Source organism: Pseudomonas sp. CP4, assembly GCF_047758505.1.
GTDB lineage: Bacteria > Pseudomonadota > Gammaproteobacteria > Pseudomonadales > Pseudomonadaceae > Aquipseudomonas > Aquipseudomonas fluorescens_AO.
Window position 1 is genome coordinate 4,184,435 of the sequence record NZ_CP180489.1, and the last position, 14,085, is coordinate 4,198,519.

The window sequence follows — 14,085 nt, forward strand, 5'->3', positions numbered from 1 at the left end:
CTCAACCGCTTTTAGAAGGGCTATGAAACACAGTCAGGTTGTGGATAAGCGGGCTTCAAGCTGCAAGCTGCAGCTCCTCTTCATGTTCGACTGACCTGAGCCGCCCGAAGCGGCTCAGGTCAGTCGAACATGAAAAGCGCATCATTGCTGAACTGCGCCTCGAACCGTCCCGCCGGCATCGGCCGGCCGAACAGATATCCCTGCACTTCATCGCAACCGTGCTCACGCAGGAAGTCCAGTTGCTCGTGGGTTTCCACGCCCTCGGCGATCACCGCCAGATTCAGGCTGTGGGCCATGGCGATAATCGCGCGGGCGATCTGCGCGTCCTGTTCGCCGGACGGCAGGCCATCGACGAAGGTGCGGTCGATCTTCAGCACGTCGATCGGGAATTGTTTGAGGTAGTTCAGCGATGAATAACCGGTGCCGAAGTCGTCGACCGCGATACTCAGGCCGAGGTTTTTCAATCCGGCGAGAATCTGCATTGCCTCGCTGACTTCGCGCATCAGGATACTTTCGGTCAGCTCCAGTTCCAGACACGCCGGGGGCAGGCCGGTTTCGCGCAAGATCGTCGCGATTCGGGTGCCCAACTGGCCATCGGAAAACTGCCGTGCGGAGATGTTCACCGACACCTTCGGCACCCGCACCCGTTGCTGGTGCCAGGTTTTCAGCTGTCGACAGGCCTCGCTGATGACCCAGTCGCCAACATCCACCACCAGGCCGAGCTCTTCCAGCACCGGAATGAAATCCCCCGGCGGTACCAGTCCGCGACGGGGATGGCGCCAGCGCAGCAGTGCTTCGGCGCCGGTCAGACGTTTGCCGTCGCCGCTGAACTGCGGTTGGTAATACAGGACGAATTCGTTCTGCTCCAGCGCATGGCGCAAATCGCTTTCCAGCTCCAGACGCTCCAGCGCACTGGCGTTCATGTCGGCCTGATAGAACTGGAAGTTGTTCTTGCCGCGTTCCTTGGCGTGGTACATCGCCGTGTCGGCGTTCTTCATCAACTGGCTGAGTTCGTTGCCGTCCTGCGGGCTCAACGCGATGCCGATACTGGCGGTGACGAAGAACTCACGACCCTCGAGCACGAACGGCCGCACCAAGCTGGCGAGAATCTGCTCGGCGACATGAATCGCCCGGTTCAGCGCCAGTTCGCGGTTGGAGCGATGCTGCAGCAGCAAGGTGAATTCGTCGCCGCCCATGCGCGCCACGGTGTCGTCGTCATCGACGCAGGCCAGCAGGCGCGTGGCCATATCCTTGAGCATGCGGTCGCCGGCGGCGTGGCCCAAGGAATCGTTGATCGGTTTGAAACGGTCGAGGTCGAGGAACATCAGCACCACCCACGACTTCTGCCGTTCGGCCGCTTGCAGCGCGGTATGCAGCCGATCCTGGAACAGCGTGCGGTTCGGCAGGTGGGTGAGAGCGTCGTAATAGGCGAGGCGGTGGATGCGCTGCTCGCTGGCCTTGCGCTCGCTGATGTCGCTGAAGAAGCACACGTAACTGGCCAGATCGCCCTCGTCGTCGAGTACGGCAGTGATGCCGACCCACGCCGGGTAATGCTCGCCGTTGCGGCGCTTCATCCACACCTCGCCTTCCCAGGTGCTGTGCTCGTGCAACTGCTTGAGCACATAGCGCAGGTGGGCATCCTGCTGCTCGTCGACGGTGAGCATGTTTGGCAACTGGTCGAGGACTTCGAAGACGCTGTAGCCGCTGACCCGACTGAAGGCTTCGTTGGCCTGGACGATGTAGCCGGCCGGGTCGGTGATCAGGATTGCCGAAGTCGAGTGCTCGAATACCGTGGCGGCCATGCGCAAATCTTTTTCGGCACGGCGCTGTTGACTGATATCGCGGCCGACGCCGAGCACGCCTTCGAACGCGCCGTGTTCGTCCCACACCAGCACCAGGCGCAGCTCGATCGGAATCTTGCGGCCGTCGGCGCGCAGGCAATCGAAGAGGAACAACTGCGTTTGCACCTGATTGCGCAACAATGCCAGTTGCTCGGGCTTGTCCAGCGCTTTGCTGACGCGGTCCATCAGCGCGTAGATGCCGTTCAATTGCCCGGGGTTGGCGATGGTCGATTGCCAGCCGTTCTGGAAAATCCACTCGGCGTTGTAACCGAGCACGGCTTGCACCGAGGGGCTGACATAGTTCAGCGAGAGCTTGCTGTCAGTGGAGAAAATCACGTCGCTGATGCTTTCGGCGAGCATGCGGTAGCGCTGCTCGCTGTCACGCAGCGATTCGCTGGCCTCGATCTGTTCGGTGATGTCCTTGGCCACACCGATGATCCGCGTGACCTGATCGTGCTTGTCCCGCGCCAGCGCCTGTTCACGGATGTCGAAGCGCCGCCACTTGCCGTCGCGATGGCGGAAGCGCAACTGGCATTGCAACAACTGGCTGTAACCGGCGTGGCGCTGCAACTGCCGCGAACGATGGTAATAGTCGGCGTCTTCCGGGTGCAGGAGGATTTCCCAGAAGTACTCGCCCATCTGATGCAGTTCGGTGCGGTTGTAGCCCAGGGTCTGGCCGAGGTGGTGGTTGCTGAAAATCATCCGCTGGCTGATCACGTCCTGCACATACAGATGATCCGGAACGGTGCGCACCACGTCCGACCAGAAACCTTCACGCTCCAGCAGCGACAGCTCGATCAGCTTGCGGCTGGTGATGTCATTGATGCTGAGGATTACGGCTTTATAGTCGTGCTGCTCGCTCGGCAGGCGCAGGACCATCCACAAGTGCTGGTCGCGACCGTTGCTGTTGGGCAGTTTGATTTCCAGTTCCAGCTGCTTCTGCTGCTGCAGGACGGCGTCGAGAATCTGCTGACCGATCGCGCACTGCGGATGGCGCTGGCCGTCGATCAGCAGCTGCCAGGCATCGTCGCAGGAGTGCACATCGAGCAGTTGCAGGGCGACTTGATTGACCTCGGTGACGCGCATTTCCGCAAGCAACTGCTGGCGCTGCTGCGGCTGGTCGAGCCAGGCCTTGAGCTGGTCGCTGGTCTGGATCTGCGCCTTGTCAAACATCTGCTTGAGGCCGGAAAGGTCGAGTACGCACAAGGCCACGCCGGTGCCTTCGAAAATATCCTGATAGCGCCGCCGACCTTCATGCACTTGGCGCTGGCGCCGACGCATGTTCAGCAGCGCGATCACCGGCAACATCGAGAACGCCAGGCCGAGCAAACACTTGCCGATGAATGCCGGCAGCAATTCTTCCAGTACGCGCTGGCGGTCGAACAGCCCGCGCAGTTGCCAGTCGCTACTGCTCAGCGGCACGGTCAGCACGGTGTTGGCGACATCGTCGGGCGTTAACCCGCCAGCCTTGTTTGACGGCAGCCCGGCCTCGCGGCTGATGATCTGGTGGTTGAGGCGGTTTTCCACCAGCCACAGCGGGCGCAGGGCGGTGGCGTCCTGTTTGGTCAGCGAATCGAAGAAGGTCGGCGTCAAGCGCAACGCCCAGTAACCACGACTGCTGCCGCTGGCCTGATGCAGCAGCAGATGCACCACCGAGCCGTCATCGGCATTGCTGAAGTAGTGCGCCTGGGCGCGGCTGCGGCGCACCAGTTCGGACAGGTAATCGGCGTCGGAGCTGTCAGTGGCGCTGTCGCTGATGATCCGGCCGGAGGGCGAGAGCAGGGCCATGCTGCGCAGGTCGGGCAGCGAGCGTTGCAACTTGCGCAGGAGCATCTGCTGTTCGTCGGCGGTTTGCGGTTGTTCGACGATCGGTAGCAGGTTGAGGGCGATTTGCGCGTTCAGCGCCATGTTCAGGCTGACCTGGGCGGCAAGGTCGGCGGTGTAATCGATGGTGTACTGACGCTGATTCTTCTGGGTTTCGCGCAATTGATCGAGCAGTTGCCAGAACAGCAACGCGAGCAATAACAGCACGAGGGTGGCCAGCGCACCCTTTAATGTTCCGCGCAGGGGCGAGCCGGGCGCCGGTGGGGTGCTGCTCACAGAGGCTGGCGGAGTGACATTGGTCAAGCTGTGATCCTGCGATTTGGCTGGACTGGCGCGACGTGCACTATAAGCCGGACGCCCGAAGGGCGGCTAGCATGCCTTGACTCGTGGCTAAGTGCCAGCCCCTCTCGGCTGGACTGCCATCGGTCATTCAGGTAGCTTTGCCGGTTAGACGGGGGCGTTCCAGCCCCTACAATCAGACTTTTTCCAGCGCGCACGCATTGATCGTGATCAAGTGAACGACGCGCACAGTCTGGCCAGGCATCGCCTGCGCTCCAATCATTCATCTGTCACTGACCCAAGGTTCTCCATGGCTCAATACGTCTTCACCATGCATCGGCTGGGCAAAGTTGTTCCGCCGAAGCGGGAAATTCTCAAAAACATTTCGCTGTCCTTCTTCCCCGGCGCCAAGATCGGCGTGCTCGGCCTCAACGGTTCGGGTAAATCCACGCTGCTGAAAATCATGGCCGGCGTCGATACCGAGTTCGAAGGTGAAGCACGTCCGATGCCAGATTTGAACATCGGTTACCTGCCGCAAGAGCCGCAACTCGATCCTGCCAAGACCGTGCGTGAAGTGGTCGAGGAAGCGGTCAGCGTGATCAAGGATGCACAAGCGCGTCTGGACGAAGTCTACGCAGCCTACGCTGACCCGGACGCCGACTTCGATAAGCTCGCCGCTGAACAGGCCAAGCTCGAAGCGATCCTGCAGGCCAGCGACGGCCATAACCTCGAGCGCCAACTGGAAGTCGCCGCCGACGCGCTGCGTCTGCCGGCTTGGGACGCGAAAGTAGAACACCTGTCCGGTGGTGAAAAGCGCCGTGTCGCCCTGTGCCGTCTGCTGCTGTCCGCTCCGGACATGCTGCTGCTCGACGAACCGACCAACCACCTGGACGCCGATTCGGTGGCGTGGCTGGAGCATTTCCTCCACGATTTCCCGGGCACCGTGGTTGCGATCACGCACGACCGCTACTTCCTTGACAACGTCGCCGGCTGGATTCTGGAACTCGACCGCGGCGCGGGCATTCCTTACGAGGGCAATTATTCGGGCTGGCTCGAAGCCAAGTCCGATCGTCTGGCCCAGGAATCCAAGCAGCAGTCGGCTCATGAAAAAGCCATGAAAGAAGAACTGGAATGGGTGCGCAAAGGCGCCAAGGCCCGCCAGTCGAAATCCAAGGCACGTCTGCAACGCTTCGAAGAAATGCAATCGCAGGAATTCCAGAAGCGCAGCGAAACCAACGAGATCTACATCCCGGCCGGTCCACGCCTGGGCGACAAGGTCATCGAGTTCAAGAACGTCACCAAGGGCTACGGCGATCGCGTGCTGATCGACAACCTGTCGTTCTCCATGCCGAAGGGCGCCATCGTCGGCGTGATCGGCGGTAACGGTGCCGGTAAATCGACGCTGTTCCGCATGCTGATGGGCAAGGAAACACCGGATTCGGGCAGCATCGAAATCGGTGAAACCGTGCAGCTGGCCTGCGTCGACCAGAGCCGCGAAGACCTCGACGGCAGCAAGACCGTGTTCCAGCAGATTTCTGACGGTTCCGACCAGATCCGCATCGGCAACTACGAGATCCCGTCGCGCACCTACGTCGGTCGCTTCAACTTCAAGGGCGGCGACCAGCAGAAGTTCGTCAAGGATCTGTCCGGCGGTGAGCGCGGTCGTCTGCACCTGGCGCTGACCCTGAAGGAGGGCGGCAACGTCCTGCTGCTCGACGAACCGTCCAACGACCTCGACGTGGAAACCCTGCGTTCGCTGGAAGAAGCCCTGCTGGACTTCCCGGGCGCCGCCATTGTGATCTCCCACGATCGGTGGTTCCTTGACCGTGTCGCCACGCACATCCTGGCGTACGAAGACGACTCGCAAGCGGTGTTCTTCGAAGGCAACTACACCGAGTACGAAGCTGACCGCAAAAAGCGCCTCGGCGAAGCAGCGGCCCAGCCTCACCGGGTACGTCACAAGAAACTGGCCTGATGTCGGGTTGGTTACAGAAAGAGCGGAGCCTTCGGGCTCCGTTTTTTTTGCCCCGGTTTTTTTAGCGGGACCGAGGTGGATTCATCGCTGGCAAGCCAGCTCCCACAGGGATTGTGTGACGCCGCTAAAACTGTGGGAGCTGGCTTGCCAGCGATGGCGATGTAACTGCTGGTGCGTAATCTGAATCCGATCTCACCATTCAGGTGCAAAACTGGTCAAAAAACCGACCTGATTTATATCCTGTGCACCATTTAATTTCATAACTGCGACATTTTGCTCTGTTCCTGTGCGTAATTCGTTTGTTACAGTCCGGCCCAATCTCCTCCAACGACAATAAATTTGCCGAGACTTTGCCCATGATCGAATCCGTCGAATCCTTCCTTGCGCGCCTGAAGAAACGCGACCCCGACCAGCCCGAATTCCACCAGGCTGTCGAAGAAGTCCTGCGCAGTCTGTGGCCATTTCTTGAAGCCAATCCGCATTACCTGACTTCGGGGATTCTCGAGCGCATCTGCGAGCCGGAGCGTGCGCTGGTGTTTCGGGTGTCGTGGGTCGACGATCAGGGCAAGGTCCAGGTCAATCGCGGCTTCCGTATCCAGATGAACAGCGCCATCGGTCCGTACAAGGGCGGCTTGCGTTTTCATCCGTCGGTGAATCTCGGCGTGCTGAAATTCCTCGCCTTCGAGCAGACCTTCAAGAACTCGCTGACCTCGCTGCCCATGGGCGGCGGCAAGGGCGGTTCGGATTTCGATCCCAAGGGCAAGAGCGACGCCGAAGTCATGCGTTTCTGCCAGGCGTTCATGAGCGAGCTGTACCGCCACATTGGCGCCGACGTCGACGTGCCGGCCGGTGACATCGGCGTCGGTGCGCGGGAGATCGGTTTCCTCTTTGGCCAGTACAAGCGCCTGAGCAACCAGTTCACCAGCGTCCTAACCGGCAAGGGCATGACCTACGGCGGCAGCCTGATTCGCCCGGAAGCGACCGGTTTCGGCTGCGTGTACTTCGCCGAAGAAATGCTCAAGCGCCGTGGGCAGACCGTCGAAGGCAAGCGTGTGGCGATTTCCGGTTCTGGCAACGTTGCGCAATATGCGGCGCGCAAGGTCATGGATCTGGGCGGCAAAGTGATCTCGCTGTCCGACTCCGAAGGCACGCTGTATTGCGAAGCCGGTTTGAGCGAAGAACAGTGGCTGGCGCTGCTGGAGCTGAAGAACGTAAAACGCGGGCGCATCAGCGAACTGGCGAGCGCCCATGCTCTGGAATTCCGCGCCGGCCAACATCCGTGGTCGTTGGCGTGCGATATCGCATTGCCCTGCGCAACACAGAACGAACTCGACGCCGAAGCCGCGCGCACGCTGCTGCGCAACGGCTGCGTCTGCGTGGCTGAAGGCGCGAACATGCCGACCACGCTGGAGGCTGTGGATATCTTTATCGAGGCCGGCATTCTGTTCGCACCGGGCAAGGCGTCGAATGCGGGCGGTGTTGCCGTGAGTGGTCTGGAAATGTCGCAGAACGCCATGCGCCTGCTGTGGACGGCGGGCGAGGTCGACAGCAAGCTGCACGCGATCATGCAGTCGATCCACCACGCCTGCGTGCATTACGGCGAAGACAACGGTCAGGTCAATTACGTCAAGGGCGCGAACATCGCCGGCTTCGTCAAAGTCGCTGATGCGATGCTGGCGCAGGGCGTGGTTTAAGCCGATTCGATGCGGATCACTTCGATCAGTTGATCGCCGGCAGGCCGCTGCCAGAGCACTTCATCGTTGAGCCGGGCGCCGAGCAAGGCCCGGCCCAGCGGTGAGGCCCAGTTGATCAGGCCCTGACTGGCGTCGGCCTGATCCTCGCCGACCAGTTGCACGCGGTGTTCAGTGTCGTGTTCATCGGCAAAGGTTACCCAACTGCCGATCTGCACCTTGTCGGTGGAGGTCGCAGGGACTGCGACTTGGGCGCTGCTCAGACGTTGGGTGAAATAACGCAGATCCCGTTGCAGATCGGCCAGGCGCTGTTTGTCAGCCTGCTCGCCTTTGGCCGTTTGCTCGGCGTGCAGGCTCTGCAACTCGGTAACCTTCGCCTGCAACTGCGCCAGACCTTGCGGGGTGACGTAGTTGGGCTGCGTGCTGACCTGACGTTCGACCGGCTGATCGGCCTGCGCGGCGGCGTTGTCTTCGTTGACGAATGCGCGACTCATGAAGTCCTCCTGTTAAAGGATTTGGGCCATGATTACCGGCATTTGGTTTCAATGGATGTCTGCAGGCGACCTATTGCGAGCGATAAGCCCGCCCGGCGCCCTGGTCCTTCTGTTGCTGCCAGGCGCGCTCGCGCTCGTCCCAATGCTCGTTGCGATACTGTTCGCGATCCTTGTTTTCGAGCATCGCCTGACATTGGCGGAAGCCGTCGACCCAGCCGTCGGCGTATTGCTGGTCCTTGAGATAGCGCGGCACGTTCTTGCGAAACTCGCCGCTGATCGAGCCCGCCGCTTGCCGGCCGCTGACGCAACCGTCATCGAAACCGTCGGCGAAGGCCGGTGGATAACCCTTGGCGATCAAGTCTTCATGGGTGGTCTGGCAACCGCCCAGCGCCAATACAACGCCCAACAACCCCACGCACCGCCACATCGCACTCTCCCGCGCCGATACTCGGCTCATAAGGAAAGTCTAGAAGGGGATTCATGAGGCGGCTGTCGAAGGCCTGTGAAAAATCCATTGCACACCACAAAGCCCCTGTGGGAGCGAGCTTGCTCGCGAAGGCGTCCTGTCAGGCGATTCTAATATCGACTGACCCACCGCTTTCGCGAGCAAGCTCGCTCCCACATTGGTTCTGTGTTGTGTTCGAAGTCAGTAGTGATACCACTTCACTTCCAGCATCACTTCGGTCTCCGGCGTGGCGAGATGGCTGAATTCACGCTGTGCAGTCAGGCGCAAACCGAGGTTGCGCGACAGCTCCCACTGCTGATTCAGGCTCAGGCTGCGGCGCACTTCACCGTTGAAGAAGTAGTCGCCCTTGGCTTCCAGACTCAGGTTGCCCAGCGGGTTTTTCCACAGCACCCCGGTGTTGAAGCCACCGGCCGGGGAAACAAACTCGGCAAAGTCGTTGTTGTGCTCCACGCGCACCGTGCCCAGCGCGAAGCCGAGCACGTCTTCGCCCAATTGCCAGGTACCGCCGCCGCCGCCGTTGACATGGCTGACCAGTGTTTCGTCGTCATGCTTGCCCGGCACCCGCTCCAGGCCACCGGTGACTTGCCACGACAGCGGTTGCAGCAGCTCGTTGCGCGGAGTCAGCGAACGAATGGTCGCCAGATCCAGTTGCTGCAACTGCCAGTCATTGCCTTCGTACTGACGCAGCTTCAGTTGCAGGATCTCGATCTGTGCGCCGAGGGGAAAGCTCTCTGCGTTGTCGTTAAGGTCGTGATAGGCCATGCGCAAGCCGTATTCGCCAAATGCACGATCGCCGCGCGTACCGAGGCCGGCCTGCCAGGTGCGGGACTCGTGGCCATCTTCGGGCAGACCGGGTTGCGGTATTTCCAGCTCCGGCGCCGGGTTCTTGTTGATCGCCCGCAGCAGTTCGAAACTGCGCTGCGCCCGCTGTGGGTCGCGTTCCTGGCCATTGGCGCGGTAGCGCTCCAGACGATAGGCGGCATCGACGATCAACGCCTGACGCGCGCGGGGCAGCGCCTTGAACGTCGGCTCCTGCAAGACCTTCTGATCGGCGCTGACTTTCAGCACCCATTGCTGTTCATCATCGCTCAACGGCTCGGCGCGGCTGAGCAGTTCACGTTCGCGGGACGGGCGATACTCGATGTGCTCGACCAGCCCGGCCTCTTTCACCGCTTTGACGGTGTCGGTCGGGATTGCGGTGAGCGGGAATTGTTCGGTCAGGCGCAGGCTCGGCCGCGCCACTTGCAGCAGTTCCAGCAAGCGATACGAGCAATTTTCGTCGAAGAAGAAGTAGTCGAACTGGATCTGCTTGAGCTCCCACACATGTTCGACCATGCGTGCGGTTTCTTCCTGAGTCAGATTGAGCCTGTATTCCCACAGATCGCGGTTTTCCAGGCTGCGGTATTCCGAGAGTTTTTCCTGATACGGCACCAGCGCGAACAGCCCCGGGTAGCCGCCCATCAAGCCTTTCCAGGCGTACAGAATGCTGTTGTCCGAGCCTTCGATGTAGGCACCGAAATTGATCGCATAGCTGAGCAGCGAGGTCTTGTCGGCCTGCACATCCGCCTGATCGATGCGCAGCAAAGTGTGGCCGAACATCGACGAAGGACTGTTGAGATACGCCGCCGGGAAAATCATCACCGCGCTGTGCGGCGAGACATCCTTGAACCATTTCTTGTATTCGGCGCATTCGGGCGTTGGCAGGTCGGAGAGGGTGAGCTGCGCTTTCAGCCAGCGGGTACGCGCCGGATAAACGCACTGTGCGTGTTGCTCGCCGAGGCTGGCCGGGGCGTACAGCGCCTGCACCGTGGCGGCCAGTTCGCGGTCCGGATGTTCGTTGCCATCGGGGGCGAGAAAGAACTTCTTGTCGCTGACATAGCTGCGCCAGCCGCCGAGTTTGGCGGTTTCGTAATGACCGAGGGAAATCCAGAAGCGGTCGTTGGCCAGTTGCTGCAAACGTTGAGGATCGATGTGAGGCGCGGCGGACAGCGGGGCGCAGACACAGAGCGCCAGCCAGGCAAGGCGTTTGAGCATAGGTGGCAACTTAAGTCGAAAGAAAACAAATCCCGGATCGGGGGTAATCACACACCCTGTGGCGAGGGGATTTATCCCCGCTGGGCTTCGAAGCGGCCCCATAAGCTGTGTCACCAATGCATCGGATACATCGCATGCACAGGTTTTACGACTGCTTCGCAGCCGAACGGGGATAAATCCCCTCGCTACAGACTGTATTCAAAATAAAACCCGCTTCCCGAAGGAAGCGGGTGGGGTCGAGCTTAAGCCTGAGTTGCGTACTTGGCCAGACGTGGGTCCGATTTCAGTACTGCCAGGGTGTTGGTATGCACGTCTTCAGCGGTTACGTCAGCTTTGCTGAAGATCTGCTGGAAGTGCTCGTGGGTCACTTGCGCGAAGTGTGCGCGGTCTTCCGGTGCTACGCCCAGTACCACGGCATAGGTGGTCAGCGCTTCGCCGTTGCCTTTGGCCATGTCTTCGGACAGCTCGTTCATCATGCCATTCATGGCGAACCAGGATTTGCCGCCATAAGTCAGGGACGCGTTGGTCGAGCAGCCGTTGGTGCCGGAGGTCATACCGAAGGTAGCGTTACCGGAAGTGCCGTTGGTGGTGGAAGCAAGGAAGTGCGCCGGGGTGCCACGCTGACCTTCGAACAGCATGTTGCCCCAACCGCAATCCGGGCCGCCCGGGGCTTGCGCCATTGCGTTGATGGATACAGCGGTGAAGAGAGTACCGAGAAGAATCCGTTTCATAGCTTTGTTCTCTTTATGTGCATACCAATGGACAGGGTTCTGGCCTTTCGTACTCTGCCCGAGGACAGCGCCGAAAGTGTCAGTGGGCCGGTATTAGTTCCAGCCGCGCAGTTTGGAGTTTAGGCACGTTCCAGCGGTTCCGTGACTTTTTGCAAAATATTTGGAATAAACCTCTGATTTATCGGGACGCGTCGGCCGGCCGCGCGCTTGTCTATGCTTTGTCATGTGGCGCGCCTTGCCAGTGGGGCACGGGCAGCGCCAGAATGCCGCTACCTGCCCCGCCTGATTGTTAAGGAAGCCCGATGCCTGATCCTGTTGCTGCCAGCCTGCGTCTTGCGCCCGAAGCGCTGACTCGTCCGTTTTCCGCTGAACAGTTCAGCTTCACTACCACCAATGATCTGGAGCCCTTTCGCGGTGTGCTCGGCCAGGAACGCGCGGTCGAAGCCTTGCAGTTCGGTGTGGCCATGCCACGCCCCGGTTACAACGTGTTCGTCATGGGCGAGCCCGGCACCGGGCGTTTCTCGTTCGTCAAACGCTACCTGAAGGCCGAAGGCAAACGCCTGCAGACTCCGGCGGACTGGGTCTACGTCAACAACTTCGATGAGCCGCGCGAACCGCGCGCACTGGAGCTGCCATCGGGCACGGCGGCCTCGTTCATCGGCGACATCAACGGCTTGATCGACAACCTGCTGGCGACCTTCCCGGCAGTCTTCGAGCACCCGTCCTACCAGCAGAAAAAAAGCGCCATCGACCGCGCGTTCAATCAGCGCTACGACAAGGCGCTGGACATCATCGAGCGCCTGGCCCTGGAAAAAGACGTCGCCCTGTACCGCGACAGCAGCAACATCGCCTTCACCCCGATGCTCGACGGCAAGGCCCTGGACGAAGCCGAATTCGCCCAGTTGCCGGAAGCCGAGCGCGAGCGTTTTCACAATGACATTTCCGGCCTCGAAGAGCGCCTGAACGAAGAGCTCGCCAGCCTGCCGCAGTGGAAACGCGAGTCGAACAATCAACTGCGTTCGCTCAACGAGGAAACCATCACGTTGGCGTTGCAGCCATTGCTCGCGCCGCTGTCGGAAAAGTACGCAGAGAACGCTGCGGTCTGCGGTTACTTGCAGGCCATGCAGGTCTACCTGCTGAAAACCGTGGTCGAGCAACTGGTCGATGACAGCAAGACCGACGCCGTGGCGCGCAAACTGCTCGAAGAGCAATACGCACCGAGTCTGGTGGTCGGGCATCCGGCCAGCGGCGGTGCGCCAGTGGTGTTCGAGCCGCATCCGACCTACGAAAACCTGTTTGGCCGCATCGAGTACACCACCGATCAGGGCGCGCTCTATACGACCTATCGACAGTTGCGCCCGGGCGCGCTGCATCGCGCCAATGGCGGTTTCCTGATACTTGAAGCGGAAAAAATGCTCAGCGAGCCGTTCGTGTGGGACGCGCTGAAACGCGCCCTGCAATCGCGCAAGCTGAAAATGGAATCGCCGCTGGGCGAGATGGGCCGCTTCGCCACCGTGACCTTGAATCCGCAGCACATTCCGCTTCAGGTCAAAGTCATCATCATCGGCGCGCGGCAGCTGTATTACACGCTGCAGGACCTCGATCCGGACTTCCAGGAAATGTTCCGTGTACTGGTCGATTTCGACGAAGACATTCCGATGGTCGACGAAAGCCTCGAGCAATTCGCCCAGCTATTGAAAACCCGCACTTCGGAAGAAGGCATGGCGCCGTTGACCGCCGATGCGGTGGCGCGTCTGGCCACTTACAGTGCACGGCTGGCCGAACATCAGGGGCGCTTGTCGGCGCGCATTGGCGATCTGTTTCAACTGGTCAGCGAGGCGGATTTCATCCGTCATCTGGCCGGCGATGAAATGACCGATGCCGGGCACATCGAACGTGCGCTGAAAGCCAAGGCTACCCGCACCGGGCGGGTCTCGGCGCGGATTCTCGACGACATGCTCGCCGGGATCATCCTCATCGACACCGATGGCGCGGCAGTCGGCAAGTGCAACGGGCTGACGGTGCTGGAGGTCGGTGATTCGGCGTTCGGCGTGCCGGCGCGGATTTCCGCCACGGTGTACCCGGGTGGCAGCGGTATCGTCGACATCGAACGTGAGGTCAACCTTGGTCAGCCGATCCACTCCAAAGGCGTGATGATCCTCACCGGTTATCTGGGCAGCCGTTACGCGCAGGAATTCCCGCTGGCGATCTCGGCGAGCATTGCGCTGGAGCAGTCGTACGGTTACGTCGATGGCGACAGTGCGTCGCTGGGCGAGGCATGCACGCTGATTTCGGCGCTGTCGAAAACCCCGCTCAAGCAATGTTTTGCCATCACTGGTTCGATCAACCAGTTCGGCGAAGTGCAGGCGGTCGGTGGGGTCAACGAGAAGATCGAAGGTTTCTTCCGTCTCTGCGAAGCGCGTGGCCTGACCGGCGAACAAGGCGCGATCATTCCCCAGGCCAACGTCGCCACGCTGATGCTCGATGAGAAAGTCCTGGCCGCCGTGCGCGCCGGGCAGTTCCATGTATATGCGGTGCGTCAGGCCGATGAAGCGTTGAGCCTGCTGGCGGGCGAACCTGCCGGTGAGCCGGATGCCGACGGCGAATTCCCCGAAGGCAGCATCAATGCGCGAGTGGTCGAACGCCTGCGCGACATCGCCGAGATGGTCAGCGAAGAGGACTTGAAAGAGGCCGAAAAGGAACTGGCGCAGGAGGCTCTCGCCGAAGCCAAACCGGCCTGATCAGTTCAC

General features: G+C 60.7%; 8 protein-coding genes. 3 read left to right on the plus strand and 5 right to left on the minus strand.

Annotation, left to right across the window (positions count from 1 at the left end; translation table 11 throughout):
* Positions 1-119: 119 nt before the first annotated feature.
* Positions 120-3,968 carry a cyclic di-GMP receptor MorA gene (gene morA, locus ACMYUN_RS18790; protein WP_415761376.1) on the minus strand — a complete coding sequence of 1,283 codons (3,849 nt, stop codon included), beginning with the start codon at positions 3,966-3,968 and terminating at the stop codon, positions 120-122.
* Between the two features lie 286 nt (positions 3,969-4,254).
* On the opposite strand from morA, the gene ettA reads away from it, so the two are divergent.
* Both ettA and gdhA read left to right on the plus strand, forming a co-directional pair.
* Positions 4,255-5,919 carry an energy-dependent translational throttle protein EttA gene (gene ettA, locus ACMYUN_RS18795; RefSeq protein ID WP_016773108.1) on the plus strand — a complete coding sequence of 555 codons (1,665 nt, stop codon included), beginning with the start codon at positions 4,255-4,257 and terminating at the stop codon, positions 5,917-5,919.
* A gap of 356 nt (positions 5,920-6,275) precedes the next feature.
* The gene (gdhA, locus tag ACMYUN_RS18800) at positions 6,276-7,613 is read left to right on the plus strand and encodes an NADP-specific glutamate dehydrogenase (RefSeq protein ID WP_415761378.1); all 1,338 of its coding nucleotides are present in this window, start codon (positions 6,276-6,278) and stop codon (positions 7,611-7,613) included.
* Here gdhA and ACMYUN_RS18805 read toward each other — a convergent pair.
* From ACMYUN_RS18805 to ACMYUN_RS18820, 4 genes are all read right to left on the minus strand, one after another.
* Entirely contained in the window at positions 7,610-8,104 is a 495-nt protein-coding gene (locus ACMYUN_RS18805) for a GreA/GreB family elongation factor (protein ID WP_415761379.1), read from the minus strand. The two genes, gdhA and ACMYUN_RS18805, sit on opposite strands and share 4 nt — an antisense overlap.
* 70 nt (positions 8,105-8,174) lie before the next feature.
* Entirely contained in the window at positions 8,175-8,531 is a 357-nt protein-coding gene (locus ACMYUN_RS18810) for a hypothetical protein (RefSeq protein ID WP_129999789.1), read from the minus strand.
* Positions 8,532-8,750: 219 nt separating this feature from the next.
* A complete protein-coding gene (locus ACMYUN_RS18815; RefSeq protein WP_415761380.1) occupies positions 8,751-10,604 on the minus strand; it encodes a DUF4105 domain-containing protein in 1,854 nt (617 codons plus the stop codon).
* Between the two features lie 242 nt (positions 10,605-10,846).
* Positions 10,847-11,335 carry a DUF3015 domain-containing protein gene (locus ACMYUN_RS18820; protein ID WP_016773112.1) on the minus strand — a complete coding sequence of 163 codons (489 nt, stop codon included), beginning with the start codon at positions 11,333-11,335 and terminating at the stop codon, positions 10,847-10,849.
* A gap of 302 nt (positions 11,336-11,637) precedes the next feature.
* On the opposite strand from ACMYUN_RS18820, the gene ACMYUN_RS18825 reads away from it, so the two are divergent.
* Positions 11,638-14,076, plus strand: a complete 2,439-nt coding sequence (locus tag ACMYUN_RS18825) for a Lon protease family protein (RefSeq protein WP_415761382.1) — start codon at positions 11,638-11,640, stop codon at positions 14,074-14,076.
* Positions 14,077-14,085: the final 9 nt, after the last annotated feature.